Origin of the sequence: Paenibacillus sp. P36 (assembly GCF_045866505.1) — a bacterium.
GTDB classification, from domain to species: Bacteria; Bacillota; Bacilli; order Paenibacillales; family NBRC-103111; genus Paenibacillus_E; species Paenibacillus_E chondroitinus.
In genome coordinates this window covers 493,776-516,765 of record NZ_AP038372.1, presented here as the reverse complement: position 1 = coordinate 516,765, position 22,990 = coordinate 493,776, and the positions used below count along the sequence as shown (strand labels likewise).

The following is a 22,990-nucleotide window of genomic DNA, read 5'->3' as shown; positions in this document are numbered from 1 at the left end:
TACAGGATGGCTCTATTTCTGCTCTACCTCACTTCCCCTGCGTCCTTAAGTTGCGTATTTACATGCACATTTACTTCCGCTTTGGCAAACGCCTCGCCCCATCGATCGTCCACCTTCTTCCATGCTTCATACTGATGAGCACGTGCGAACAAGCCTAAACCGATCGGGTCGATCTCGTGCTTTTGAAACTTGTCAATGAGTTCCTTGAATTGCTTGTCCAACTGAGTCGTAATCATCTCTTCCAGCTTCTTGCCTTCCTTATCTATATCCAGAGTGAATATCTTTTCCGTCATAAAAATAGGCAGATTCAACAAGACATCAAAATGAAACTGATCTTGTGAATAAGTTACCTTCACTTTCCTTGTGAAATGCATGATATAAAAAGTGACCGCTCCTTCGGAAAAAAGGTCGTCCTTGCTTTCTTCCGGCAATTGCACAGAATACGAAAGACTTCCTTCTATGCCTCCTTGAAGCAATAGCAAAAGTTGATTTTCTGCGGTATTCAATTTCGCTACATATCTTCCTTTCTTATTCAGCAGTGCAGTCCCCGTCGCGACAATTTCTCTATTTTTGCGTAATTGCGGCAAGTATGGCGTTATTCCCTTTTCATATATCTGACTGTGCAGATTATGAAGTGTTGTCGCTGCAATCAGATTTCTCTCTTTTGCTGTATCAATAAGCGTAGCCACATGCAGTGGAAGCCTTCGTTTATTCAAGGGCTTGAAGAACATAATGTCCTCGACAGGGCCATCAACCGCAATAACTTTCGCCAATATATTCGATTTGGAATCTCTGAAACAAATGTCCAACATCTTGAGCCATCCCTCGTGCTCTAGAACACGCGATCCTACAAGAATACTTTGGACCTTACCAGAACTTATAAGCGCTGAAACACGAGCATCCAACTCGTTTCTTGCTCCTCTCACGGTCGGGGAATACACCTTGGTTTGCTCATTTTTTTCCTTCGCTTCCTTGTTAAATACAGGACTTGAAGAATAAAAGACAAGATTATTGTCCTTGTCCAGATCAATACCCAGCATAAGAAGAAGAGAGATGTCTTCCAAGTCAGTCCGATCATCACATCCTGGAAGTATCAACAGCACAACAATAAGGAGCAGGATTGCTCTTCGAACCCGCATCAATTCCGCCACCTCACGATCCAATTCTTCATGATAAGGAGTCCCCATAGAACAAAGGGAAGCAAGTACGCTACACCCACTCCAAGCTGATTAAAATACGCGATCCAAACTTTACTTTCATGCCAACTCAGATCCCAAAAGAAGGTGATTGCGATCATCCCTGCCAACAGAACGATCATATGTGCGTTCGTTTTCCCTTTTGCAATCAATTGCTCGGTGCATTGCACGGCAATATGAAGTGCAGGAAACCACGTTTTGCAAATGAGGAGTGTATAGACGGATAAAAAAATAATATCGAACCTCTCTAGAAAACGAAATTCGATGATTTTGGCAGCGGAAAGCGGCGCTAGTTGATATTGGGTGATTTCATCTGGGCTGAAGACAACAAAACAAATGATCGTCACAAATAAATAAACCGCAAGTGTTAGGGTATTAGCGATTACCACGTTGGCGGAAGCTGTTTTTTTATTTTCCAAATAAGGGTAAAAAAACATGATTCCTTCAAAACCCAAAAAGGAGAGGATCGTTGAGCTTACACTGTGCCAAACTGGCATCCAACCCTCTTTTAGAACCGGAAGCAGGTTTATCCAATTTGCCTCCTTAAATACATATAACAGGATGAACGGCATCCATACAGTGCTTAAAATCACGACTTCTGCGAAGCGTCCTAAACTTCGAACGCCTCCCTTTACGACCATAAAGGCCGGCACAACAAATAACAACATAAGCACATAAGTATAAGATTGCTGCATAATCCAAGTTTTAATGATCAGAGCCATTCGGTCAAAAATTAAATAGGCGAACAGAATCATGTAGACAGCAATAATGAGGGTCAAAAGGGTACCGGACCACTTGCCAAAGTAATGCCTTACCAGATGGATCACGGTCCCGCCAGGATATTTTTTCATGATTTGGATCATAGCCAGACTCGCCACAACCGAACATACCCAGCCCCCAAAAATCGCGATCCACCCATCCGTCCCACTAATTCCTGCCAAAGTGGATGGCATCGTTATCACGCCTACACCTACCTGCATCCCATGAATCAAAAAGATAAACTGTAAGCGTGTTATTTTGTTATTTTCATAGGTATTCTCTGTTTGTGGCATTAGCTGTCATCACCTTCTGCCCGTTTTGAGGTCATCTTCTTTTTCTGAAGAGTTCTAACGCTTTGGGGGCGCATAATCATCTTCCACAGTGGCAGACGTACAAAACCATCTTTCCAATCCCCTGGGCGTATGGGGGCAAGCGGTGAGGTGTAGGACTGGCCAAGTGACTTTAAATTAATGAGGTGCGCAATCAAAACCATGTACCCGGCTACGATTCCGACAATGCCAAAAATGGATGCAATAATCATCATAGGAAACCGGATTAACCGAATGGACGAGGCCATGTCATAGTTGGGAAGGATGAAAGAAGCCACCGCCGTAGAGGCCACGATTACGACCATAAGATTGCTGACGATGCCCGCTTGAACAGCCGCTTGCCCGATAACGATCCCGCCTACAATGCCTACCGTCTGTCCTACGGGAGCTGGCAAGCGAATGCCGGCTTCACGAAGCATTTCGAGCATAATCTCCATGATTAAGGCTTCAATAAGCGGCGGATATGGAACAACAGCTCTAAACTCACCGATAGATAAAATAAGATCTAGAGGAATTACTTCATGATTGAAGGAAATGCAGGCAATATAGATCCCCGGCAGGAAAGCAGCCACAAAACAGGCCAATATGCGCAGCAGCCGAAGGAAGGTCGCCACGGGCCAACGCATGCTGTAGTCATCAATGCCTTGAAAAAAGGACACCAGGTTCATGGGTGCAACCAATACGCTGGACGAACGATCGAGCACAACGCAAATTCTTCCCTGCAAAATTTGGGAGGCCGCTGTATCGGGCCGTTCCGTCGTAATAAATTGCGGAAACAAGGAGAAGGAGTTATCCTCGATATGTTCGGCAAGTTCTCCTGTATTTAATATGCAGTCTACATTTAACCCCGTAATTCTGTTCTCCAGTTCCTGCAAAAGCTCGGGCAACGCAACATCCTCTAAATATAAAAGTGAAACCTTGATTTTCGCTCTTTGGCCTATATAATACTCCTTGATTTTCAGCTCCGTGCTGCTAATATACCGGCGAATTAACGCAATATTTTGAGCGTCCGTTTCGACAAATCCTTGATGAGCTCCTTTTAATGAAGCCTCGATCTGCGAATCTGTAATCGCCCTTTGCGGCCAGCCCTGCGTATCCATGGCATAGGCATGTGGCAGCCTATCAACGAAGAGGACGCTATATCCGTGCAAAATAGAGGTCTCTATTTGCTCCCATGTCGCTATCGTGCTCATAAGTCCAAGCGTTACAGGCAGTTCGCCCTCTGTTGTATCCGCATGGTGAAACATGAGCTGGCGCAAGACGTTGTTGTTGATTGCATTTTTATCGACAAGTCCGGACAGGTACACAAGTGCCGCTTGGCTATCCATTTGTTTATAAGTGAAGGTACGGACGACCAAATCTGGTGTTTTGTTAAAAAGCGTCTGCAGTAACTTTACATTCTCTGTAAGAGTGGTATGCAGCGAGTTGCTCCCTGGCGTGAAATGATTGTTCTGCCCCGGTTCGGGCCCTTGAATGAATATCCGGTTCGTCCAGCGAAATAATCGGCGAACAAAACTCATCATGTACACCCTCTTACCTCATCCAATCTTCTCGTCTCATTTTCCCTTGAATTTCCACGGATTATTCACGACTTTTTTTCGGGGCCAGTGAAAATCAGCTTTTTGTGATTAGGCATGTATAAAAGGTGGAAAAATTTCGGATGTTATAGGAGGAATGCGAGGTGAAACCATGTCTACCCACGAGGAATCCAGTTCAGAATATCCGCGGAAAATCCGCGACTTCCAAGTACTTAGCACAATGAAGCCCAGTGAATGGACGGAGATTGAACTCCAGAGCAGCCACAGGCAAATGAGCGACTTATCCCCTTGGCTTAATGAGCAGGGCACCCATATCCACAGTCAAATCATTCAGGAAATTCAACGTCGCGGCGTCTGACTTAGTAAACATAGATGTTGCTTTATTATCGAAATTCCTTCATAATGAAGAAGTTGAATCTACATAATTTTAGGAGGTATTTATACAATGGCACATCAACTACCAGCTCTTCCTTATGCGAACGATGCACTTGAGCCACACATCGATGCAAAAACGATGGAAATTCACCACGATCGTCACCATAACGCTTACGTGACGAACTTGAATGCAGCTTTGGACAAGCATCCAGCTCTGCACGATAAATCCCTTAACGACCTGATCGCTGACCTGAACAGCCTTCCTGAAGATATTCGCACTGCTGTTCGCAACAACGGTGGCGGACACGCGAACCACTCCCTGTTCTGGGAAGTTATCGCACCAAACGCTGGCGGAGCACCTACTGGCGCGCTTGCAGCAGCTATCGAGAGCGAGCTTGGCGGTTTTGACAAATTCAAAGCTGACTTCGCTGCAGCAGCAACAACACGCTTTGGTTCCGGCTGGGCTTTCCTAGCTGTTGACAAAGCTGGCAAATTGAAAGTATACAGCTTGCCTAACCAAGACAGCCCGATCATGGAAGGCGAAACGCCAATCCTTGGTCTTGATGTTTGGGAGCACGCTTACTACCTGAACTACCAAAACAAACGCCCTGACTACATCGCAGCGTTCTGGAACGTTGTGAACTGGGCTGAAGTTGGCAAGCGTTACGACGCTGCGAAATAAGCTAGCCATACAAGGAGCTGTCCATCGAGTAGATGTTTCTACTTGAGGGCAGCTCTTTTTTTTCATTTGACCCCTGTGTGGCGACCTAGGGACATCCTTGGACATCCTCCTTTGGGACTATTAATGGTGGAAATTGTTTACGGTTTTTCGGGAAAGTAGTACGATAACGGTAACCAATATTATCCTGAAATGAGTTGAGAGCCCTGTGAAATCAATCGTCCCCCTACTTCAAAATGTTCCTCTTTTCCAAGAACTCTCACAAGCTGATTTATTAGGCATCGCGCCTTTGTTTATTGAAAAAAAAGTGAAGAAGGGCAGCATTCTATTCTTAGAAGGCGATGCAGGCGAGGAGTTATTCCTTATCAAATCGGGTGTCGTCAAAATATATCGGTTGGATGAAGCCAAGGAGATCATTCTGGCTTTGTTTCGGGACGGGGATTTTTTTGGTGAGATGTCTCTGATTAGCGCCGGTCTTACCCGATCGGCAACCGCTGAGACGCTGGAAGCCTGCACACTTTATGCGCTGAAGCGCACTTCCTTCGTGCAATACATGGAGAAGAGCCCTAGGCTATGCCTAAAGCTCTTGGAAACAACGATGGGCCGATTGCGTCAGGCCAATGACCAGATCTATGATCTGACGTTTCTTGGCGTGCGTTCACGCATTATTAAAACCATTATTCGCCTATCCGAGCAGCATGGCATCCCTGCACAGGACGGCCTTCTGATTAATGTCAAATTGACGCATCAGCAGCTCGCCAATATGGTGGGCACTGTACGGGAGTCCGTTACCAAGGTGCTGCAAGAGCTCCAGGACGACGACCTCATACAAATTGATAAAAAGTTAATCACATTAAGAAATGTGGAAGCGATTAAAGCCGAAATTCGCTAATATCCGTGGATCAGGGAGCATTTACTCGTTGCTCTCCTGCCACTCTTTCATAATCCGAATGAACACATTCGGGAAGGCATACTGCTGCAGCTCATCTGGGCCTACCCAGCGATAATGGAACGGGATCCATTCTCCCCCGTTGGTTGGGTGGCTCAAGCTGGTGAGCTTGGCACGAAATACTTTCATTTTCCAGACAATATGGCTGAAAATATGCTCCGTATCCATGAACCACTCGCCAGGCTGGATCATGATTTGCTCTTGGTCTGCAAGCGCTTTGCGCAGCACATCCTTGTTCTCACCGTCAGAGAGCCATCCCTCCGGCTCCCACGTCACATGCGGCAGCTCCCACATACGGGCTAACAATCCTTCCTGCGGACGCTGTCTGATCAGCCATTTGCCTTCATTCTCACCCGTACCTTCGATCAAAGCCACTGCCCGCAGCTCAGGACGAGGCGGTTTGGCTTTCTTTTTGATGGGCAAGCCTTCTTCCATCCCGGCTTCACGCGCAGAGCAATGGGCCATGACGGGACACGTTAAGCAGTGCGGCGACCGGGGCGTACATACCATAGCCCCAAGCTCCATCAATGCTTGATTAAAATCACTCGCCGTTCCTTCCAGGATGAGCTCGCGCGCCAGCTTCTCCATTCGGGTCCGAGTCGCCGGCTTCATAATATCTTCTTCAATGAGAAAATAACGCGACAATACGCGCATGACATTACCGTCTACAGCCGGCTCGGGCTTATTGTAGGCAATGCTTAGTACCGCTCCAGACGTATAGGGACCGACACCTTTTAACGATGAAATCTCTTCTTTCGTCTGCGGAACGATGCCGCCATATCGCTCGTGCACTTCACGCACCGCAGTTTGAAGATTCCTTGCACGCGAATAATAGCCTAATCCCTCCCAGGCCTTCAGCACATTCTCCTCAGGTGCAGTCGCCAGGGCTTCTACCGTTGGGAATTGATCAATAAACCGATGGAAATAAGGAATAACCGTATCCACTCGGGTTTGCTGCAGCATGACTTCGGAAATCCATATATAATAAGGGTTTTTACTTCTTCGCCATGGTAAATCACGCTTGTGCGTATGGTACCAATCCAGTAAATTTTCGGAAAAATAAAGCATTTGTTCTTGACTGTACATGAGCTCTCCTTCTCTATAGGGCGCGTTCCAGTTATAATGAATGAATGGACATGAGTCCATTATACGAGAATTGCGGAACATAAAACTAGAGGTGAATGTATGCAAAACGAGAAGCAAGTACATAAAAGGAAATTATGGATCGGCGAAGCGCGTGCTCTCCTCCCTCTGCTCTTCATCTGGGGCGCGGAGTGGATGTTCAGTGCGCTTATGGATATTGCGATCTATTGGCGCGACCTGGACTGGTTAAAACAAGCCGCCCTCCTTACCGCTGTCGTAGCGAGCTTGGTGCAGTTATGGAGTCTGCGGAAGGATTTCCGCGCTGACGGAGAGGGCTTACAGGACCAAAGCGGCTGGGGGCATCCGGCTCTGCTGTTGCTGCCAGGCGTGATGTTGATTGCCGCTATCGCTTTGCTTGAGGCCATTGGCGCTATCGGACCTTTATTCGCCCCTGTGCTGCGAGCTTTCATTCTCGCAATTGGATTTGTACAGTTCGGGCTGCTGCTAGGCAGACCTTTGATTTATTTGGGACTGTGGCTGTTCGCCTTGTCCGCTGTGATGGGTGTCTGGTATTTGGGCTATTCCGCCGTCATCCTCGAGGGCATGGGCGGTATCAGCCTCGTTGTATGCGGATATATGCTGCGCGTTTGGGGGCGGCAGAGCTAGGAAAGTGCAAGACATACATTCAGCGGCAAATAGGAGGACACCCACTATGAGGCAAAACAAAGAAACCATGCTGCGCACAGCATGGCGATGGAGAATCGGCGCACTCGTCCTTGCGCCGATGGTGCTCGCGTTAGCTGCATGCGGCGGGGCTTCCAGTGGCGAAGCCACACCGAAGCCTCCGGCCGCCACCGCAGCAAGCGAGAGCAACCCTGCGTTCGTGAAGGCGCAGGAGCTCTTCACAGCGAACAAGTGCATCAGCTGCCACGGTGTCGATCTGGCTGGCAGGGCCGGCGCCAAGACCAATTTGCAAAAGGTCGGCAGCCAAATGACCAAAGAACAGATCGCGAGCCAGATCAAAAACGGCGGCGGCGGCATGCCCGCTTACAGCACGAAGTTGTCCGAGGATGAAATCGGACAGCTGAGCGATTGGCTCAGCTCCAAAAAATAGCAGCCTTAGAGCTGCTCTACAATCGCATAGGCGGCAGCCATCGATTCCGTATGCGTAATGCTGATATGGATGCGCAGGCTGCCTATTAAGCCTGCCCGCTGCAGCGCTTCCTCGCGCACGTGGCATACCGGCTTGCCCAGTCCATCGGGCAGCACCTCCACATCCTGAAAGCCAATCTGCTTGCCGATCCCGCAGCCGATCGCTTTGACAATCGCTTCCTTGGCCGCAAAACGGCCGGAAGCAAACTCCGCTAACCGCCCTCGGCGTTTTTGCGCAAGCTCTCTCTCCGGAGGCGTCATAATCCGCTCCAGAAACCTTTCACCCGCTGAACCTTCCAGCATCTTGCGCACTCGCGCAATTTCCACCAAATCCGTTCCGACGCCAATAATCATCGCTCGTGAGCACCACTTTTCTGCTGCGTTTTGCGTCCACTGTACACGATTCACTCTTCATGGTCAAGGGGACTGTTTGCTTTCAGGGGTTATCAGTGGGCAATTAGCTAGCTTCCGGGAAACTTTCAAAAGACTTCTAGTTACTTCCAGGTAAGTAAGTTACCCTATTTTCAGTTCTTATGCCACGCAGGAACTAGGCGTATACTGGACATAGATGAAAAGCTGGGAGGCCTACATAAATGAGAATCATGCCACTTGAAAAACGTGGAATATCGAACAGCCGAATTGCTTTTGGATGTATGGGCATTGGCGGGGACTGGACGGCAGCTCCTTTGACCAAAGAAGATTATATCGTTGCTGAGAAAGCTGTAGAAGCTGCGCTTTCCATTGGCATCACCATGTTCGATCATGCTGATATTTATAAAAGAGGAAAGTCGGAAATTGTTTTCGGCGAAGTCCTGAAGAAAAGACCTGATCTTCGCGATCAAATCATCCTTCAATCCAAAGTGGGCATCCGTTTCCAGGATGATGTGAATCCACAGCGCTTTGATTTTAGCAAAAATCACATGATTCCCGCAGTCGATGGCATTCTAAGCCGTCTTGGCGTGGAGCATCTGGATGTTCTCTTGCTTCACCGCCCAGATCCGCTTATGGAACCTGAAGAAATCGCAGAAGCTTTTAATCTTTTGCGTTCTGCCGGCAAAGTGCGCCACTTCGGCGTTTCCAATATGACCGCTGCGCAAATGCGCTTTATTCAAAATTCCTTGCCGGAGCCGCTTGTGGTCAACCAGCTGGAATTGAGCCTGGCTCGCCTGGACTGGATTGAACAAGGCATCCTTGTCAATCAAAAAGCGGGCGTAGGCGTCAATTTCGCCGATGGCATCCTGGAGCACTGCCAGATGGCGGACATCCAAATCCAGGCTTGGGGCCCGCTGGCCAAAGGCATCTTCTCTGGCAAAGTTTTGGAGGATGCGCCCGATAACATCGTAAAAACGGCTGCCCTCGTTAAGAAACTGGCTGCCGAGCAAGAAACAAGCTTGGAAGCCATCGTACTTGGCTGGTTAATGAAGCACCCGGCTCGCATTCAGCCGGTCATCGGCACTTCATCTGTCGAGCGTATCCATGCTTGCCAAGATGCGCTTCGCGTATCTGAAAATATGACACGCGAAGAGTGGTATACGCTGCTCGAAAGCTCACGCGGTGTGCGCGTTCCGTAGGTTCGTAGGTGCGGCACTCACTCTCCCATAAACAAACAACCCCCGACCTGACAAGGCCGGGGGTTTTGATTAACGGGCTTAAATACCCGGAATCGGAATACGTTTATGCTCCGTTTTGAGATACTGCTTCTCCAGCTTCTCTTGCACAGCCGGATCAATTTGCTTACCTTCCAAGTAGTCGCTGTTATCGCCGTATGTAATGCCAAGCTCGTTCTCATCCGTCTGGCCGTCCCATAGACCTGCGGTCGGGGCTTTATCCAGCACGCTTTGTGGAACGCCAAGCTTCGCTGCAAGAGCTCGCACTTGCCTCTTATTCAGCGTGCTAAGCGGTGTAATGTCGACGGCACCGTCGCCATATTTCGTAAAGAATCCGGTAATCGCTTCGGAGGCATGATCTGTGCCCACAACGATTAAGCCAAGTTCAAAAGCAAGAGCATACTGCATCACCATGCGCGTGCGCGCTTTGATGTTGCCTTTGCCGCCACGGCTCACATGCTGGTGAACCCCGATATGTTTAAGCCCGTATTCAACTTCAATGGCGATTTCGTCGACTGCTTCTTCAATATTGTTCTCGATTTGATATTTCAAATCGAATGCTTTGGCCACCGCGTAGCTATCTTCGATATCTACTTGTTGACCATAGGGTTGAAACACGCCGACCGTCTTGTACTCGGTGCCTTTCTCCGCAGTCAGCTCGTCCGTCGCCTGCTTGCACAAACCCGTCGCTACAGCGCTATCGATTCCGCCGCTGATTGCGATCAGCAGGCCGTTGGCTTTCGCGCCGAGTACATAATTTTTCAGAAAGTCCACACGTTTGCGGATTTCTTCGTCAATATCAATTTCCGGCTTAACGCCAAGCTTTGCGATAATTTCTGCTTGCAAACTCATGCCTCTCTCCACCTTTTCTACAGTGTAAAAACCAACCTTCTTTGAAATCTAGTATAGACTTTCACTCTCAAAATTTCAAAGAATAATCGCATTTTTCTGCCCATAAAAAGGAAAAGACCCGCCATGCATCAGCTGCAATAGCGAGTCATTATTCCTTATTTGCAATATTGGTTGAAAGCACCGATCAAATCGCCTGCGATCATGTCAGCGGAACGGTCTTCAATTTGGTGACGTTGGATGAAGTGAGCAAGCTCACCATTTTTGAACAATGCGATGGATGGGGATGATGGCGGGTATGGTGCCAAATATTCACGAGCTTTCGCTGTTGCATCCTTCTCTTGACCTGCGAACACCGTGTATGTGTACGTTGGCAGTGTATCGTTTTGAAGCGCTTTGGCTACCCCAGGACGACATTGGCCTGCTGCACATCCGCAAACGGAATTGATAACCAGCAGCATAGTGCCGTCTTTGGATTTCTCCATCACTTCATCCACTTGCTCCGGAGTCAGAAGCTCCGTAATTCCCAGACGAGTCAAATCTTCTCTCATCGGTTTAACCATATCTTTCATGTAAGAATCAAAAGACATTGCCATATGTTCCACCCCTTAGGATTTAATAGTTACTCTCAAAACGTAATCGTTACAACTTATATTATACATCCGATGGCGGTGAATGCAAAGTACCTATAGCCGGCTTCTCACACAAATAGAAATAAAGCGAAAGCTATTAAGCTTCCGCCTCATCCTTTTTCCTCGTACTAGAAGCCTCTCCCGGCTCAAAGGAAACATCTTTATCCGGATGCGTGAAAATCCCGCTTTGCGGCACGATGCCTTTTTCGAAATAGTCGCGATTCTCGGCGCTTTGAAAGCCAATGTCCTTATACGGGTGAACCCATTCATCGCCTGCCATGACTTCGGGATCGGTCTCAGCCGTCCACTGCTCCAGCGGGGAGTTGTCTGATTCATACTCATGATCGCCGATGACGACACCATGTTCGTTCACGAACGCCTCATGCGGACCGCGCCCCTGTTCAAATTGCGGGAGAAAATCGATCTCGAAAGGATCAAGATTGCTTTGTTCCTTAGCGGATTGGGCTGCCTTCTTCAGATCTTTGCTCATGTCGATGGCCGGTTGGGTCCGTCCAGTTTTTTGTCCACGAAACCCTCTTTACCTGCACCTGATTGCGACTTCTCGCGCTCTTTGTTTTGCTGCTCTTGTTGGATTTGGGTCTTGGAATCGTTTTGACTCATTGCACTCAGCTCCCTTCTGCCAGTATTATGTGCCAAAGCAGGTAGAAGCATTCCAACTACGATCATGAAAAGAAAGATCAGCTGCGCCAAGCTTAAATAAAGCAGTTCCGGCTTCTCAGCGGCAAAAAAACTAGCAAACATCCCTACCGCACCTCCGTACATCAGTGAGTACTTCAGTAAAATCCCGCTCCCGAAGCGATTCCGACGCTCCTCATACCCAATCTGCCAAATAAGCAAAGGGAGGAGCAGCAACGATACATAGGCGTGAAAAGGATGAAAACGCGATATCGTACCTTCCACACGAATGCCCCATGGCCATGTAGTCGGCAATCCGTATCCCGGGATCAGCGCACAATATACAAATACGGCCGCAGTCAGACCAGTAGCCAATATATCTAGAAAAACGTATAGCGGTATCCGCTGTTTTCTTATTTGAACGTACATATAAACAGCTGCCAATAGCAGTCCAAGCATTATTTCTGTGCTAGAACCTACTACCATAAGAAGTTTCAATGGACTTGTCCAGAGTATCGAGGGTTGTGTGAAGATAATGCCAAGCTTCCATGCAATTAATACGATGATTGCACCAGCAAAAACGATATCATCCATCGACTTAGTCATCGAGGCCTCTTCCCCACTGCGTACTTGCCGCGCCGCTCTCCGAATCAACCATAAGCCTATAGCGCATGCCAAAAGCACCGCTACCAGCTTCCCTTGCAGCTGCAATGGCCCTAACTGAAATACATCCGGCATCTTATCGCCTCCCTCTCTCCATTACATCCATCGTAACGAGAGGAGACGCGTTGTGCAACTATCAGGGCTCCAAGAACTGAAAGGTAAAGGAAGATTTCTGCAACTTGTCAAAACGGAAGCCTGCGGCTTTCAGCTTGCGGATCACGACAGGCAGCGCCTCTAAAGTCGTGGTCTTATACGTGTTATCGTGCATTAGTACGATAATACGCTTTTTCCCTTTGCTTGCACTCATCACAGAGTCGATGATCATGTCTCTATCCTGCACGGGGGCAGCAGCATCCGTCGAGCTGACGTTCCAGTCGAAATACTGGTAACCTTGTTCTTTTGCCTTGGCCGTCACCTGATTCATAATTCCTCTGCCGCCGGATTTACGGCTCACTTGATTGTTCGAACCGCCTGGGAACCTTAGAATCTCAGGTCGAAATCCGACCGTTTCCTCCAGAAGTCGATCCAACCTGCGCACATCTTTGATGAAAGCTTCTGGTGATTTATAAATACGGTTATAATCATGCGAATACGTATGATTCCCAAGTGCGTGTCCTTCCGCTGCGATTTCTTTATAAAGCGATTTGCCTTCACTCGTTTCTGTACCTATGACGAAAAAAGTTGCGGTTACCCCATTGGTTTTTAAAATATGTAAAATCTTCCTTGTACTATTGGACGGACCGTCATCAAAGGTCAAATAGGCGATTTTATTCCCTACTGGAGGTGGACTGTGATGTGGAGGTCCTGTATAAAAATGCCTCGTCTCCACAACCGTTATTTCTTTGTCATCATTCGGCGGGGCAGATGGGCTCACCTCTGTTACCTCACTCGCTATTTTTCCCGATAACTGTTTAGGTACTTGCGCCGCTTGCTCCGTATGTATTTGTTCAGTCCCACACCCTGCTGCACTGACACTAATCATTAACCCTATTAAATAAACGCCTGCTCGCCGTTTCTGATCACCCATGGATGCTCCCCCTCTCATGCGTTTCCTGTGCCATGTTAGTATGGCTATCCGCGCATTCGACATTAAACCCAATATTTCCCGGGAAATCCGACAGGAACAGCCCCTTTTCCTCTTTTCACACTAGTGGCAAAATAAAAAAAGACCATCCAGAGGTCAATTTCAACCTAAGGATGGTCCTTTCCTTACAAACCGCTTACTCAGCAGCGCTGCCGTTTAATTTCTCTCTCAGCAGGTTCATCTGCTCATCAACTTTTGCTTGCTTCGCCACATCAACAGGTGTGTAGCTGCCTACCGTACCAGCAGGTACATATGGCTTGCGTGCGATTTCCGCTTCAACTTCCAGTTGAATGATTTTCTCTTCCATGCGTTGGAAGCCACGGGATGCGTTGCCGCTTTCGATTACGCCGTTGTAGGAAACCTGCGCCATTTGTTTTTTCGCTTTGGCAAGCTGAGCACGGGATACAAGCTCGTTGCGTTTGTTGCGCATTTTGTAGAACTCATCTTTCATTTCATGAAGCTGTTGTGTCAGCTCATCGGCATGCGCTTTAGCAGAAGCATACAAATCCGTGTACTCAACAATTTTATCTTCATGGTACAATTTTTCTTCAACCGCTTGGCGGGCGATGGCTTCTTGGCCGTTTTTGATTGCTGTGGAAGCTTTCGCTTCACGATCAGCTACTAGACGAACGGACTCCTCAAGGCGTTGTTTCAATTTGCGCTCACTTGCAATTTGTCGAGCCACTGTTACTTCAGCCTGGGCAATTTCTTGCTCCATGTCGCGCAGATACTGATTCAACATAACGATCGGATCCTCGATTTTATCCAATACCTCGTGAATTGATGCTTTTGTCATATCCTTCATTCTTGTAAATACTCCCATGGTTTACACGTCTCCTTTTTTAATATCAATTGGTTGTTGTTGTTCAAAACGAGCGACTTTGGCTCTCAGTTCTTCTACTTCTCTTTGCAAAGCTTTCTTCTCGATATCTTTCATCATTTCATCAATGTTATTGGTTTTGCTTGCCTCGTAAGGCGCATTGTAGCCTGCATGATGCGGTGGCACGTGACCAGGGTGCGGCTTGTGAGCCGTCGTGTTCCAACCACCGTTGTACGGAGGGCGGGTATACGAGCCAGCATAAGGATCAAAAGGCGGATGGTCGTAGCCAGGCTCCTTCGGAATCACAATAGCGGCGATAAAGTAGATGAAAATGACTGTTCCACCTGTGAAAAATGTTGTAATGACCACTAGCAGTCTTAGTAATGTAGCATCAACGTTCATAGCTTCGGCGAGTCCGCCGCAAAGACCGGTTACTTTTTTATCTCTTCGTGAGCGGTATATTTTGCTCATGATTGTTTGTTCCCTCCTGATTCAGCCTATTCCGCAGTGCCTCAAGTTCAGCGTCTACAGCCGGATTGCCCGCACCGTAGTAGCTTTCGCGGCCCATACGTCGTACATCTCGGAGCGTTCTTGCATGAAGCTCCATATCGGATACGCGCTCTTCCAAGCGGCCGAACATCCGCGGTGACGCATCCTGCGACACGCTGCTGCGAGCATGCAATCTCTGCTGCAAGCGAGCGGATTCCATTCGGGCCAGGTAGTAGCTGCGTTTATCTGCCACTTCTTTGTAATCTGCTTTGAGCTGCTGCAACTCTTCATCCAAATCCAGGATGGATTGCTTGGCTTGCTCATACAATTCGCGATATTGCTCGCTTTTCTCCTCAGCTTGCAGCTTCTCTTGAAGCACAATCCGCGCCATATGTTCTTCGCCGGCTTTCAAAGCCAGGAGCGCTTGCTGCTCGCGCTTCTCTTTGGTTTCTAATGCCGTCAGATATTGCTGCCTTAGCGAAGCTGCGTGAGTGACGCATTGCTGGTACAGCCTCTCGGATTGCTGAAGCTGTTCGCGCTGAGCAGCTAAGTATTGGTCGATCAAGCGAACCGGATCTTCAGACCGTTCCAAATGTTCATTCAGGGATGCTACGGTAATGTCTCTCATACGCCTCAATAGGCTCATCTCTCATACCACCTTTTCCACTCTGTTTTGCCATCCTATTTACACGGTTCTTCTTGTCAACATCGAAACCCCGTAACCAATCAATCCAATCGCCAGAAGAATAATGATCCAGCCGGCTAATTTGCCAACCAGGATAACACCGCCGATTCCTGCAATAAGCCAACCGAATTTATTGCCATTCTGAATGCCAATATATCCTAGACCGACCATACCAATCGGAATCAGGTATCCCATCACCGAACCGATAAAGGGTCCCATGTGAAGTCCCAACTTGTTAAGCAGAATCAGTGCGCCGAATGCGATTAGCAGAGCGGCTAAGCCTGTATTTCTTTTCATGATTTCGTCACCGCCTTTCGTTATGTGCTGTGCTCTTGTTCATGTCTTTATTCTAGGTAAAATCAAGCTTTTCCAAAACGGACCGCGGACGGTATTTCATACTAGACCTTAGTCGGGGCGCATCTACGACCTCTGTTCAGACCGGAAATATTGCGGTGGCAGATAGGCTGCCGTGTACATACAATAACAAGTGAGTGGGAAGGGGGCCGAACCAATGCCTTCAGTGGTCTATGGCGGTGTCAAAATTCTAAGTGTGAACTCGGGTTCGAATGTCCAGTTTGGGGATACCGCCTTAATACGGCTGTCGAGTAACTCCAAAATCTATGCGGGCGCCAACTCATTTTCCCCGGGGGATAGCTTCGGAAGTGTCCAAAATGTCCTAAACGGCAGTGCCAATACGAGTGATCCGGATCTCATTGATACGAATACGAATAATGTGGTGTAACGCAAAATGAACCCGGGAACAAATTCCCGGGTTCATTTCATATTTAAGCCGCTGCCCTGCGCAACAAGCCATATGCTGCTAGCAAATAAATAGCAACTAACGGCACCATCCACCAAAATAGCTCCAGATAATGTTGACCGATCCATGAAAAGATACTTCCCCACAGCCCGAATTGGGATAATAACATGGATCCTCCAGTACCTATCAGAAAAGTGACGGCGAAAAAGATTAACATACCTAACGCTCCGAAACGCCTATGAATGCTGGAAATGGCAAACCCCAGAAAGTACATTTGCAGCAGGAGAATCAAATAAATACCGAAAACTGCGATAGGCGAAGTATCTCCCAAAAAAGCGATTTTGAAAATATGCAAACGAACTCCCCATCCACCGGTGCTTTCTTCAATGAATGACAAAATCATAAGCAGCGCCGCTGTACAAATGCTGTAGAGGAAAGTCGTTAAAGCTGTTCCGACGAAGTAATCCTTCCTACGGATGCTGAGTCCCAAAGCAAAAGGAAATGTATCTTTGAGGGTTACGGCGCCTGAAACTAACGTGTAAATGAATATGGAAGCAAGGCCGCCTGTGTTCATTGTTTCTCCCTCATTAAGAGATAATGCAATGAAAAAACTGATAACAAAGTTTAAGCCAAGAATGATCCATGGGACGACTAGCCATGACATTTTATTCCGCATATGAAGCTTGATGACATTACTTACTCGATTCATACCCGCTCAGACCCCTTCCCCACAAGTGGTGTACGTGTCAGATGCACAATGAGCTGCTGCAGGGATACCGGCGCAAACTCCAGCCCTAACGACTCCGCTTCTCTCCGTTCATGATCCGTTAAAGCCCCCAGAATCGTGGCTGTTGCAGCAGCACCCATGTACTGACGCTCCAGCACTTCCTTGCCTCTTGAGAATGCGTCGATCGCCGTAGCCAACCCAGATACTGTGCAAGCGCGGCCGCGCAGCGCATCCGCATCTTCATTGAGAATCAACTGACCATTATCAATGACCAAAATATGCTCAAGCAGACGGCTTACTTCGTCAATCAAATGCGTAGACAGGATCACCGTGCGCGGATACTCCGCATAATCCTCCAGCAAGCGGTCATAAAATAAAGCTCTTGCCACGGCGTCCAAGCCTAAGTACGGCTCATCAAATATGGTTAACGGTGCGCGGCTGGCCAAACCAACCACAATGCCCACAGAGGAAAGCATCCCTCTGGACAACTTCTTCACTCTTCTTTTCAAAGGCAATCGAAAATCTTCAATCAATGACCTGGCATACGTTTCGTCCCAATCCGGATAAAGTGTTCTGGCAATCTCCATCACATCTGCGACACGGTAAGCCTCCGGATATTTCTGGCTTTCCTTAATGAAGCAAATTTGATTCAAAACACGACTATTTTCATAGGGGTTTTCGCCAAACACCTTCAACTCACCACTGGTAGCAAACTGCTGGGCTGAAAGAATATGCATGATGGTCGTTTTCCCTGCACCGTTTCTCCCCAGTAAACCATAGATTTTATTCGCTTCTATCTTGAAGCTGACCTGATCTACCGCCGTTACGTTCCCATAAGACTTCGTTAACCCGTTCACTTCCACGATGTGGGTCATCACACTTTCCCTCCTCTTCGCACCATTTCAGTTAGCTGTTCCACCGTAATACCTAGCTTTTCAGCTTCTTTCACCATTGCCACAACATACTGTTCATAAAATAATTCTTTTCTCTTCTCCATCAGCTTTGTTCGCGCTCCCTCCGCTACAAACATGCCAATCCCGCGTTTCTTATACAAAATACCTTGGTCCACCAACAAATTAACGCCTTTCGCCGCGGTCGCCGGATTAATTTGATAAAAAGCTGCGAATTGATTCGTAGAAGGCACTTGCGATTCTTCCGGCATTCTTGCTTCAATTATGTCATCTTCAATCCGTTCCGCGATTTGCACAAAAATCGGGCGGCTATCCTCCATCGTCAAACCCATTTCCTCACCACCACATTGGTTAGTTACTCATGTAATTAACCATACAACCAAAGCACCCTATTGTCAACAGGCATTGCGTACTTTGGGCACCCTTTCAAACATAAATCCCCTCCAAACTGGGAATACCACTAGAAACAAATTGTCATTCAACTACTCCATGAAAGGTAATCCGCCTATGTTTTTATCTAAAATACGTCTAACTTTCGCTGCCCTGCTGCTCGTATCAACGCCAATCACTGCCTATAGTGCGGAGTCAAAGACACAAGACGTGCAGCGTGCAAGCTACCTGGCCGAAAACCAAATAAACGAGGCTCCCTCTGCCCTGCAGGGAGCCCCGCTATTTTCCTTCTCCGTGCTTAGCGATACTCATATCGTGAACACGGATCAAGTGTCCCAGCTGCTGCTCAGCCGCGCGCTGGCCGATCACCACAAGCTGCGCCCGGAGAGCAAGCTGCTGGTGCTTAACGGCGACCTGACGGGTGGCACCGAGGGCGACTATCGCAGCTTGATGGGGCTGCTCAGCAGCCAGCCACATGCTCCTGTGCACGCGACCATGGGCAACCACGACTACTACGGCGTATGGCGTACGCCGGAGGGTGGCATGGATACATCGAAGATGAATCCGGCCTGGTCCAGTAAACAAGCGGTCGCGTTATTCGACCGCGTGTGGGGCTACGATAAGCCGTATCACGAGCTTATCGTGGAGGGCTACCGCTTCCTCTTCCTTAGCGGGGAAGCGTATCGTGACGTGAACGCCTCCTATAAGGAGGATGCGTTCCTCTCGGCCGAGCAGCTCGCCTGGCTGCGCGATCGGCTTGCGGTCGCGGGCACGGCGGATGCCGGCAAGCCCGTGTTCGTGTTCCTCCATCAGCCGCTGCCGCAGACGCTGGATGGGACAGACCGGGAGCTGGGCGTCGTCCAGCACCAGGAACTGCGGGCGCTGCTGGATGAGCACCCGAATGTTATTTTGTTCAGCGGCCATACCCACTGGAACTTGGAGACGACCAACCAAGTCAAGCAGCTGAAGTTTCTGGCCGCTTCCAGCGCTTCCATCCGCGAGGTATGGAACGCTCAGAACGAACCGGAGACGATTGGCGTCAGCCAGAGTCTCATCGTGGACGTCTACAAGGACCGCGTGGTAATCATGCGTCGTGAGCATACGACAAAACGCTGGATCGAGCCTTCCATCGCGAAAGGCTACGACGTCAAATAAAAAAAGCCGCACTCCCATGTCCCGAATTAACGGGAAAGGAGTGCGGCTTTTTTATTTGATTAGTTCGTTGCTGCCGGAGTAGCAGTTGCTGCCTCTTCTTTGGCAGGCTTGCCTTTAGGGCCAACAGGGCCTTTTTGCTCGACTTGTTTTTTGATGCTATCCGTCATGCTGTCTTTGATTTTGCTGATAAGATCATCTTCGCTGATGCCTTTGGCAGAAGCCACGTCAGCAATGGATTTCCCTGCTTCCAGTTCCGTTCTCAGTTCATCTTGAGTAATACCCAGAATCTGTGTCAGTGCTTCAGGGTTGCCGAACATTCCAGGACCTCCAGGACCGCGGTGATCGCCGCCTCTGCCTTCAGGTCCGCCTTCCGGACGAGTGTTTTGCACTTCTTTCGTAATACGATCGGAAAGATCAGCTAGCATTTTATCCGCTTGCTCTTGTGTCAGCTTGCCAGCTGTAACTTCCGCGTTGATCGCTGTTGTTTCAGTAGCGACTAACTTCGCGACGAAGTCCGCTTCTGTTAGGCCTTTTTCAACTGCGAACGCTGATAAAGTTTTGCCTGCTTTTAAAGCTTCTTGTACAGCGCTTGGCTCAACGCTTAGGATTGTAGCCGTTTCCTCAACGAGTTTGTCTCCACCATGTCCTCTTCCACCGCGGTCGCCGCCCGGGAAACCACCCTGAAAACCGCCTCCGAAGCCACCTTTGAACCCTGTTCCATCGATTTGCTTCGTTAATTGGTCAGAGAGACCGGCAACAATTTTGTCCGCCTGCTCTTGTGTCAGTTTACCCGCCGTTACTTGATCCGTGATGGATGTTGTCTCCGCTGCGACCAGCTTTTGCAAGTAGTCTTCTTTCGTCAGGCCTTTCTCTTCTGCGAATGCAGCCAATGTTTTGCCTGCTTTCAATGCCTCTTGCACAGCGCTTTCCTCAACACCCAGGATAGTTGCTGTTTCTTTCAGCACATTCCCGCCGCGGAAGCCGCCGCGATCTCCGAAGCCTTTTCCTCCTTTGCCAAAGCCTGCTTTTTGAGTCATGTCGTTTGCGGAAGGGCTTATCGTATCTGCATAGGCTTGATTATGTAGGGCTCCAACAAAACCAACACCAAGTACAAAAGAAGCGATCAATGAACCTGTAAGAATTTTTCTGGAGATATTTTTCATCGTGTGTTCCACCTTTTCTTTCAATTATTTTTTTGTTTGTTCCTTACAAAACCTAGTATAGATGCCTTACCTGAATTACATCTGAGTACAAACTGAATGTTGGTTGAGAAGTATCTGAGAATTGGCTGAAAAAGGAAACTGTTCGCCGCATGCTCATTTGGTGAAAGAATGCATGGGTAGACTCTATAGGGGAACTACAGGGCGCTATTCTGCGTGGAATCCGTGTTTTGGCTAGTCAAAGGGAACCAAGGGGCGCTATTTTAGCGATATCGGCTTGTAGGTAAGCTTTTGAGGGGAAATAGAGCCCTGTAGTTCCTTCAAAAACTGAAATAACCTTAATTTGTTCAATTAGTTATGATGAACGCACAACAGCCCCTAATATTTGCTGAATCGTAGGCTAAACTGGTAATGAACAATCAATCCATACCAATCCAGAGCTAATAAGCAAAATAGGAGCTGTTAATATGAAGCATACCACAAAATTCATAGGTTTAGACGTATCTAAAGACAAGATTTCTGTTGCTGTTGCAGACGCTGGACGCGACGAACCTCGCTTCGTTGGGCACTTCCCTCATAAACTGGAGTTCGTAAAGAAAATAATGAGACAACTCGGCAATGCTGAAAACTTAGAAGTTTGTTACGAAGCTGGCCCAACGGGTTATGTACTCTTTCACTGGCTAACTGCGCTCGGTATTACTTGTAAAGTTATCGCCCCTTCCCTCATTCCAGTCCGGACAGGCGATCAAATTAAGACAGATAAACGAGATGCCCTTCGTCTTGCTACACTGTTTCGCGCGGGAGAACTAACAGCTGTGCACGTACCAACTCCTGAACAAGAAGCTCTTCGCGATCTTGTTCGCTCAAGAGAGGATGCGAAAGAGGATCTCCATCGAGATCGCCAACGAGTATTAAAGTTACTTCTGCGGCGTCAAATTTCTCATCCACCTGCCATCAAAAATCGTTGGACACGAAATTACAGAGAGTGGTTGACCAGCTTGAAATGGGAAAGAGAATCTGATCAGCTCATGTTTCAAGAATATTTGCAGGCGATTCATGAATCCGAAAGTCGCCTTCAACGTCTGGAAGCGAGCATTATTCAATATGCTCAAAAAGGGGCTTTGGGTCCAGTCGTTAAAGCACTTCAGGTATTAAAAGGGGTAGCCATCATCTCGGCGCTTACGCTTGTTGCTGAGATAGGTTGTTTTACACGTTTCCGAAATCCTGCCATGCTCATGGCTTACCTTGGCTTGGTCCCACGAGAGCATTCTACAGGACTTAGTACGCGAAGAGGAAGTATTACCAAGGCGGGTAATCGTGGAGTTCGTCGCACTTTGGTTGAATCAAGTTGGAGTTATCGTCATAAGCCATCGATAGGCAGGGAACTTAGAAAACGAATGGAAGGTCAGGAAGGCGAACTTCTGGCTGTCTCATGGAGAGCGCAAATACGGCTGAACAGCAAATACTGTAAACTTGTGTACCGTGGAAAAGAATCTAATGTAGCTGTAACAGCAGTTGCGCGAGAACTAGTCGGATTCATCTGGGAAATCGCGTGTAAAGTCGAACGATCTGTAACGGCCTAAAACCGACAACAGGGTTTAGAGTGCCCAGCCGACAGGCTGGGACAAGACATAGTCTTCAAATCATCCGAGCTGTCAAGGCTAAACGTTGCGCTTCGCGGCCTTGACAGTCGATACTTTAGCAGGAATAAGATACCTAAGTATGGTGAAACAAAAGCAATAATTGGGCCCAGGAGCAAAGTAGGGGTTGAAGAGAGTCCGTGTGAGGCCTTATGCACAACTATAGGTTTGCTAATAGCTGCGTGCGACAATAGTTTACAGGAAGCTCTTCTTAACGAAAGTCATTAACTGCGGTAACCAGCCCGCGAATATCAGGATGCTAGCCGTTGCTTGCATTTTGCTCCTGTGCCGAGTTATTTGCTTACAAAAAACACTCAATTACTCTCGTACTAAAATGGGGGCTTGACAGAGTGCGTTCATATCAAGGCCCTGTAGTTCCCTTCGTTTCAAGCGCGGGGGGATTGTGGGGGCGAAGCTCTGGCTCGTGTGCGGCCGGCATCGGAGACTGGAGAAGTCTCAAGGGGGAGTGGGGGTAAGTGCGGGCTGATTGGTGAGCGGCTATTGGTGGGAATTAGGTACTTTAACTAGTTGCTACTTTTGATGCGATTTAGGCACTCTAACTAGTTGGCTACTTTGGGTGGGGTTCAGGTACTTTAACTAGTTGGCTACTTTTGGTGGATTCAGATACTTTAACTAGAGGCTACTATTGGTACGATTCAGGCACTTTAACTAATTGGATACTTTTGGTGGATTCAGATACGTTAACTAGAGGCTACTATTGG

27 protein-coding genes are annotated in these 22,990 nt (G+C 48.1%); 9 read left to right on the top strand and 18 right to left on the bottom strand.

Going from position 1 to position 22,990, the window contains the following annotated elements; translation table 11 throughout:
- Positions 1–23: 23 nt before the first annotated feature.
- The 3 genes from ACKTT9_RS02435 to ACKTT9_RS02425 are packed head-to-tail and all read right to left on the bottom strand — an operon-like array spanning position 24 to position 3,804.
- Entirely contained in the window at positions 24–1,139 is a 1,116-nt protein-coding gene (locus ACKTT9_RS02435; protein ID WP_407870353.1) for a Ger(x)C family spore germination protein, read from the bottom strand.
- Entirely contained in the window at positions 1,139–2,248 is a 1,110-nt protein-coding gene (locus ACKTT9_RS02430; protein WP_407870352.1) for a GerAB/ArcD/ProY family transporter, read from the bottom strand. Before ACKTT9_RS02430 ends, ACKTT9_RS02435 begins: the two co-directional genes overlap by 1 nt.
- Positions 2,248–3,804, bottom strand: coding sequence for a spore germination protein (locus ACKTT9_RS02425; RefSeq protein ID WP_407872942.1), 1,557 nt, complete (start codon positions 3,802–3,804; stop codon positions 2,248–2,250). Before ACKTT9_RS02425 ends, ACKTT9_RS02430 begins: the two co-directional genes overlap by 1 nt.
- A 169-nt stretch (positions 3,805–3,973) precedes the next feature.
- Between ACKTT9_RS02425 and ACKTT9_RS02420 the strand changes: the two genes are divergently transcribed.
- The 3 genes from ACKTT9_RS02420 to ACKTT9_RS02410 all read left to right on the top strand — a co-directional run bounded on the left by ACKTT9_RS02420 (position 3,974) and on the right by ACKTT9_RS02410 (position 5,768).
- Positions 3,974–4,180: a hypothetical protein gene (locus tag ACKTT9_RS02420; protein WP_407870351.1), complete on the top strand. Its 207-nt coding sequence runs from the start codon at positions 3,974–3,976 to the stop codon at positions 4,178–4,180.
- 87 nt (positions 4,181–4,267) lie between these two features.
- The gene (locus ACKTT9_RS02415; protein ID WP_157323446.1) at positions 4,268–4,879 is read left to right on the top strand and encodes a superoxide dismutase; all 612 of its coding nucleotides are present in this window, start codon (positions 4,268–4,270) and stop codon (positions 4,877–4,879) included.
- 205 nt (positions 4,880–5,084) lie between these two features.
- The gene (locus tag ACKTT9_RS02410; protein WP_407870350.1) at positions 5,085–5,768 is read left to right on the top strand and encodes a Crp/Fnr family transcriptional regulator; all 684 of its coding nucleotides are present in this window, start codon (positions 5,085–5,087) and stop codon (positions 5,766–5,768) included.
- A gap of 21 nt (positions 5,769–5,789) precedes the next feature.
- Here the strand turns inward: ACKTT9_RS02410 and mutY are convergent, their stop codons facing one another.
- Positions 5,790–6,911 carry an A/G-specific adenine glycosylase gene (mutY, locus tag ACKTT9_RS02405; RefSeq protein ID WP_407870349.1) on the bottom strand — a complete coding sequence of 374 codons (1,122 nt, stop codon included), beginning with the start codon at positions 6,909–6,911 and terminating at the stop codon, positions 5,790–5,792.
- A gap of 99 nt (positions 6,912–7,010) precedes the next feature.
- Between mutY and ACKTT9_RS02400 the strand changes: the two genes are divergently transcribed.
- On the top strand, positions 7,011–7,574 hold the full coding sequence (locus ACKTT9_RS02400) for a hypothetical protein (protein ID WP_326062886.1): 564 nt from the start codon (positions 7,011–7,013) through the stop codon (positions 7,572–7,574).
- A 4-nt stretch (positions 7,575–7,578) separates the two neighbouring features.
- On the top strand, positions 7,579–8,022 hold the full coding sequence (locus tag ACKTT9_RS02395; RefSeq protein WP_407870348.1) for a c-type cytochrome: 444 nt from the start codon (positions 7,579–7,581) through the stop codon (positions 8,020–8,022).
- A gap of 5 nt (positions 8,023–8,027) precedes the next feature.
- Here ACKTT9_RS02395 and acpS read toward each other — a convergent pair whose 3' ends face one another.
- Positions 8,028–8,414, bottom strand: coding sequence for a holo-ACP synthase (gene acpS, locus ACKTT9_RS02390; RefSeq protein ID WP_407870347.1), 387 nt, complete (start codon positions 8,412–8,414; stop codon positions 8,028–8,030).
- A gap of 239 nt (positions 8,415–8,653) precedes the next feature.
- Here acpS and ACKTT9_RS02385 point away from each other — a divergent pair, with 239 nt between their 5' ends.
- Positions 8,654–9,631 carry an aldo/keto reductase family oxidoreductase gene (locus tag ACKTT9_RS02385; protein WP_407870346.1) on the top strand — a complete coding sequence of 326 codons (978 nt, stop codon included), beginning with the start codon at positions 8,654–8,656 and terminating at the stop codon, positions 9,629–9,631.
- A 78-nt stretch (positions 9,632–9,709) separates the two neighbouring features.
- Here the strand turns inward: ACKTT9_RS02385 and nadE are convergent, their stop codons facing one another.
- The 9 genes from nadE to ACKTT9_RS02340 all read right to left on the bottom strand — a co-directional run bounded on the left by nadE (position 9,710) and on the right by ACKTT9_RS02340 (position 15,822).
- Positions 9,710–10,519, bottom strand: a complete 810-nt coding sequence (gene nadE / locus ACKTT9_RS02380) for an ammonia-dependent NAD(+) synthetase (protein ID WP_127455021.1) — start codon at positions 10,517–10,519, stop codon at positions 9,710–9,712.
- Positions 10,520–10,674: 155 nt separating this feature from the next.
- Positions 10,675–11,112, bottom strand: a complete 438-nt coding sequence (locus ACKTT9_RS02375) for a BrxA/BrxB family bacilliredoxin (RefSeq protein WP_315954941.1) — start codon at positions 11,110–11,112, stop codon at positions 10,675–10,677.
- Positions 11,113–11,245: 133 nt separating this feature from the next.
- Positions 11,246–11,638: a DUF3905 domain-containing protein gene (locus tag ACKTT9_RS02370; protein WP_407870345.1), complete on the bottom strand. Its 393-nt coding sequence runs from the start codon at positions 11,636–11,638 to the stop codon at positions 11,246–11,248.
- Positions 11,635–12,522 (bottom strand): prolipoprotein diacylglyceryl transferase family protein, encoded by an 888-nt coding sequence (locus tag ACKTT9_RS02365; RefSeq protein WP_407870344.1) that lies wholly within the window; start codon positions 12,520–12,522, stop codon positions 11,635–11,637. Before ACKTT9_RS02365 ends, ACKTT9_RS02370 begins: the two co-directional genes overlap by 4 nt.
- 61 nt (positions 12,523–12,583) lie before the next feature.
- Positions 12,584–13,474, bottom strand: coding sequence for a polysaccharide deacetylase family protein (locus tag ACKTT9_RS02360; RefSeq protein ID WP_407870343.1), 891 nt, complete (start codon positions 13,472–13,474; stop codon positions 12,584–12,586).
- A gap of 193 nt (positions 13,475–13,667) precedes the next feature.
- Positions 13,668–14,354, bottom strand: a complete 687-nt coding sequence (locus ACKTT9_RS02355; protein WP_157323468.1) for a PspA/IM30 family protein — start codon at positions 14,352–14,354, stop codon at positions 13,668–13,670.
- Positions 14,355–14,357: 3 nt separating this feature from the next.
- Positions 14,358–14,822 carry a PspC domain-containing protein gene (locus ACKTT9_RS02350; RefSeq protein WP_407870342.1) on the bottom strand — a complete coding sequence of 155 codons (465 nt, stop codon included), beginning with the start codon at positions 14,820–14,822 and terminating at the stop codon, positions 14,358–14,360.
- Positions 14,791–15,486 (bottom strand): PspA/IM30 family protein, encoded by a 696-nt coding sequence (locus ACKTT9_RS02345; protein WP_127458722.1) that lies wholly within the window; start codon positions 15,484–15,486, stop codon positions 14,791–14,793. The genes ACKTT9_RS02350 and ACKTT9_RS02345 overlap by 32 nt, the downstream gene beginning before the upstream one ends.
- Positions 15,487–15,525: 39 nt before the next feature.
- Positions 15,526–15,822 carry a LiaF transmembrane domain-containing protein gene (locus tag ACKTT9_RS02340; RefSeq protein WP_127458721.1) on the bottom strand — a complete coding sequence of 99 codons (297 nt, stop codon included), beginning with the start codon at positions 15,820–15,822 and terminating at the stop codon, positions 15,526–15,528.
- A gap of 214 nt (positions 15,823–16,036) precedes the next feature.
- On the opposite strand from ACKTT9_RS02340, the gene ACKTT9_RS02335 reads away from it, so the two are divergent.
- Positions 16,037–16,267, top strand: a complete 231-nt coding sequence (locus ACKTT9_RS02335; protein WP_127458720.1) for a spore germination protein — start codon at positions 16,037–16,039, stop codon at positions 16,265–16,267.
- A 43-nt stretch (positions 16,268–16,310) separates the two neighbouring features.
- Here ACKTT9_RS02335 and ACKTT9_RS02330 read toward each other — a convergent pair whose 3' ends face one another.
- From ACKTT9_RS02330 to ACKTT9_RS02320, 3 genes are read right to left on the bottom strand one after another with little or no spacing between them, the layout of a single operon-like run.
- A complete protein-coding gene (locus ACKTT9_RS02330; RefSeq protein ID WP_407870341.1) occupies positions 16,311–16,994 on the bottom strand; it encodes a hypothetical protein in 684 nt (227 codons plus the stop codon).
- A complete protein-coding gene (locus ACKTT9_RS02325) occupies positions 16,991–17,887 on the bottom strand; it encodes an ABC transporter ATP-binding protein (protein ID WP_407870340.1) in 897 nt (298 codons plus the stop codon). The genes ACKTT9_RS02330 and ACKTT9_RS02325 overlap by 4 nt, the downstream gene beginning before the upstream one ends.
- Entirely contained in the window at positions 17,887–18,255 is a 369-nt protein-coding gene (locus tag ACKTT9_RS02320) for a GntR family transcriptional regulator (protein ID WP_407870339.1), read from the bottom strand. Before ACKTT9_RS02320 ends, ACKTT9_RS02325 begins: the two co-directional genes overlap by 1 nt.
- Before the next feature lie 175 nt (positions 18,256–18,430).
- On the opposite strand from ACKTT9_RS02320, the gene ACKTT9_RS02315 reads away from it, so the two are divergent.
- On the top strand, positions 18,431–19,468 hold the full coding sequence (locus ACKTT9_RS02315) for a metallophosphoesterase family protein (RefSeq protein WP_407870338.1): 1,038 nt from the start codon (positions 18,431–18,433) through the stop codon (positions 19,466–19,468).
- A 59-nt stretch (positions 19,469–19,527) separates the two neighbouring features.
- Here the strand turns inward: ACKTT9_RS02315 and ACKTT9_RS02310 are convergent, their stop codons facing one another.
- Complete coding sequence (locus ACKTT9_RS02310; RefSeq protein WP_407870337.1) at positions 19,528–20,631, bottom strand: hypothetical protein; 1,104 nt, start codon at positions 20,629–20,631, stop codon at positions 19,528–19,530.
- Between the two features lie 464 nt (positions 20,632–21,095).
- On the opposite strand from ACKTT9_RS02310, the gene ACKTT9_RS02305 reads away from it, so the two are divergent.
- Positions 21,096–22,211, top strand: coding sequence for an IS110 family transposase (locus tag ACKTT9_RS02305; protein ID WP_407869224.1), 1,116 nt, complete (start codon positions 21,096–21,098; stop codon positions 22,209–22,211).
- Positions 22,212–22,990: the final 779 nt, after the last annotated feature.

Bases quoted from the DNA above. Each gene is read 5' to 3' on its own strand.
- ACKTT9_RS02330 (WP_407870341.1), bottom strand. From the start codon at position 16,994: ATGAATCGAGTAAGTAATGTCATCAAGCTTCATATGCGGAATAAAATG.
- ACKTT9_RS02400 (WP_326062886.1), top strand. From the start codon at position 7,011: ATGCAAAACGAGAAGCAAGTACATAAAAGGAAATTATGGATCGGCGAA.
- ACKTT9_RS02335 (WP_127458720.1), top strand. From the start codon at position 16,037: ATGCCTTCAGTGGTCTATGGCGGTGTCAAAATTCTAAGTGTGAACTCG.
- ACKTT9_RS02355 (WP_157323468.1), bottom strand. From the start codon at position 14,354: ATGGGAGTATTTACAAGAATGAAGGATATGACAAAAGCATCAATTCAC.
- ACKTT9_RS02315 (WP_407870338.1), top strand. From the start codon at position 18,431: ATGTTTTTATCTAAAATACGTCTAACTTTCGCTGCCCTGCTGCTCGTA.
- ACKTT9_RS02340 (WP_127458721.1), bottom strand. From the start codon at position 15,822: ATGAAAAGAAATACAGGCTTAGCCGCTCTGCTAATCGCATTCGGCGCA.
- ACKTT9_RS02360 (WP_407870343.1), bottom strand. From the start codon at position 13,474: ATGGGTGATCAGAAACGGCGAGCAGGCGTTTATTTAATAGGGTTAATG.
- ACKTT9_RS02320 (WP_407870339.1), bottom strand. From the start codon at position 18,255: ATGGGTTTGACGATGGAGGATAGCCGCCCGATTTTTGTGCAAATCGCG.
- ACKTT9_RS02370 (WP_407870345.1), bottom strand. From the start codon at position 11,638: ATGAGCAAAGATCTGAAGAAGGCAGCCCAATCCGCTAAGGAACAAAGC.
- ACKTT9_RS02415 (WP_157323446.1), top strand. From the start codon at position 4,268: ATGGCACATCAACTACCAGCTCTTCCTTATGCGAACGATGCACTTGAG.
- ACKTT9_RS02350 (WP_407870342.1), bottom strand. From the start codon at position 14,822: ATGAGCAAAATATACCGCTCACGAAGAGATAAAAAAGTAACCGGTCTT.
- mutY (WP_407870349.1), bottom strand. From the start codon at position 6,911: ATGTACAGTCAAGAACAAATGCTTTATTTTTCCGAAAATTTACTGGAT.
- ACKTT9_RS02375 (WP_315954941.1), bottom strand. From the start codon at position 11,112: ATGGCAATGTCTTTTGATTCTTACATGAAAGATATGGTTAAACCGATG.
- ACKTT9_RS02420 (WP_407870351.1), top strand. From the start codon at position 3,974: ATGTCTACCCACGAGGAATCCAGTTCAGAATATCCGCGGAAAATCCGC.
- ACKTT9_RS02345 (WP_127458722.1), bottom strand. From the start codon at position 15,486: ATGAGCCTATTGAGGCGTATGAGAGACATTACCGTAGCATCCCTGAAT.
- nadE (WP_127455021.1), bottom strand. From the start codon at position 10,519: ATGAGTTTGCAAGCAGAAATTATCGCAAAGCTTGGCGTTAAGCCGGAA.
- ACKTT9_RS02325 (WP_407870340.1), bottom strand. From the start codon at position 17,887: ATGACCCACATCGTGGAAGTGAACGGGTTAACGAAGTCTTATGGGAAC.
- ACKTT9_RS02365 (WP_407870344.1), bottom strand. From the start codon at position 12,522: ATGCCGGATGTATTTCAGTTAGGGCCATTGCAGCTGCAAGGGAAGCTG.
- ACKTT9_RS02310 (WP_407870337.1), bottom strand. From the start codon at position 20,631: ATGAAAAATATCTCCAGAAAAATTCTTACAGGTTCATTGATCGCTTCT.
- ACKTT9_RS02425 (WP_407872942.1), bottom strand. From the start codon at position 3,804: ATGAGTTTTGTTCGCCGATTATTTCGCTGGACGAACCGGATATTCATT.
- ACKTT9_RS02305 (WP_407869224.1), top strand. From the start codon at position 21,096: ATGAAGCATACCACAAAATTCATAGGTTTAGACGTATCTAAAGACAAG.
- ACKTT9_RS02385 (WP_407870346.1), top strand. From the start codon at position 8,654: ATGAGAATCATGCCACTTGAAAAACGTGGAATATCGAACAGCCGAATT.
- acpS (WP_407870347.1), bottom strand. From the start codon at position 8,414: ATGATTATTGGCGTCGGAACGGATTTGGTGGAAATTGCGCGAGTGCGC.
- ACKTT9_RS02435 (WP_407870353.1), bottom strand. From the start codon at position 1,139: ATGCGGGTTCGAAGAGCAATCCTGCTCCTTATTGTTGTGCTGTTGATA.
- ACKTT9_RS02430 (WP_407870352.1), bottom strand. From the start codon at position 2,248: ATGCCACAAACAGAGAATACCTATGAAAATAACAAAATAACACGCTTA.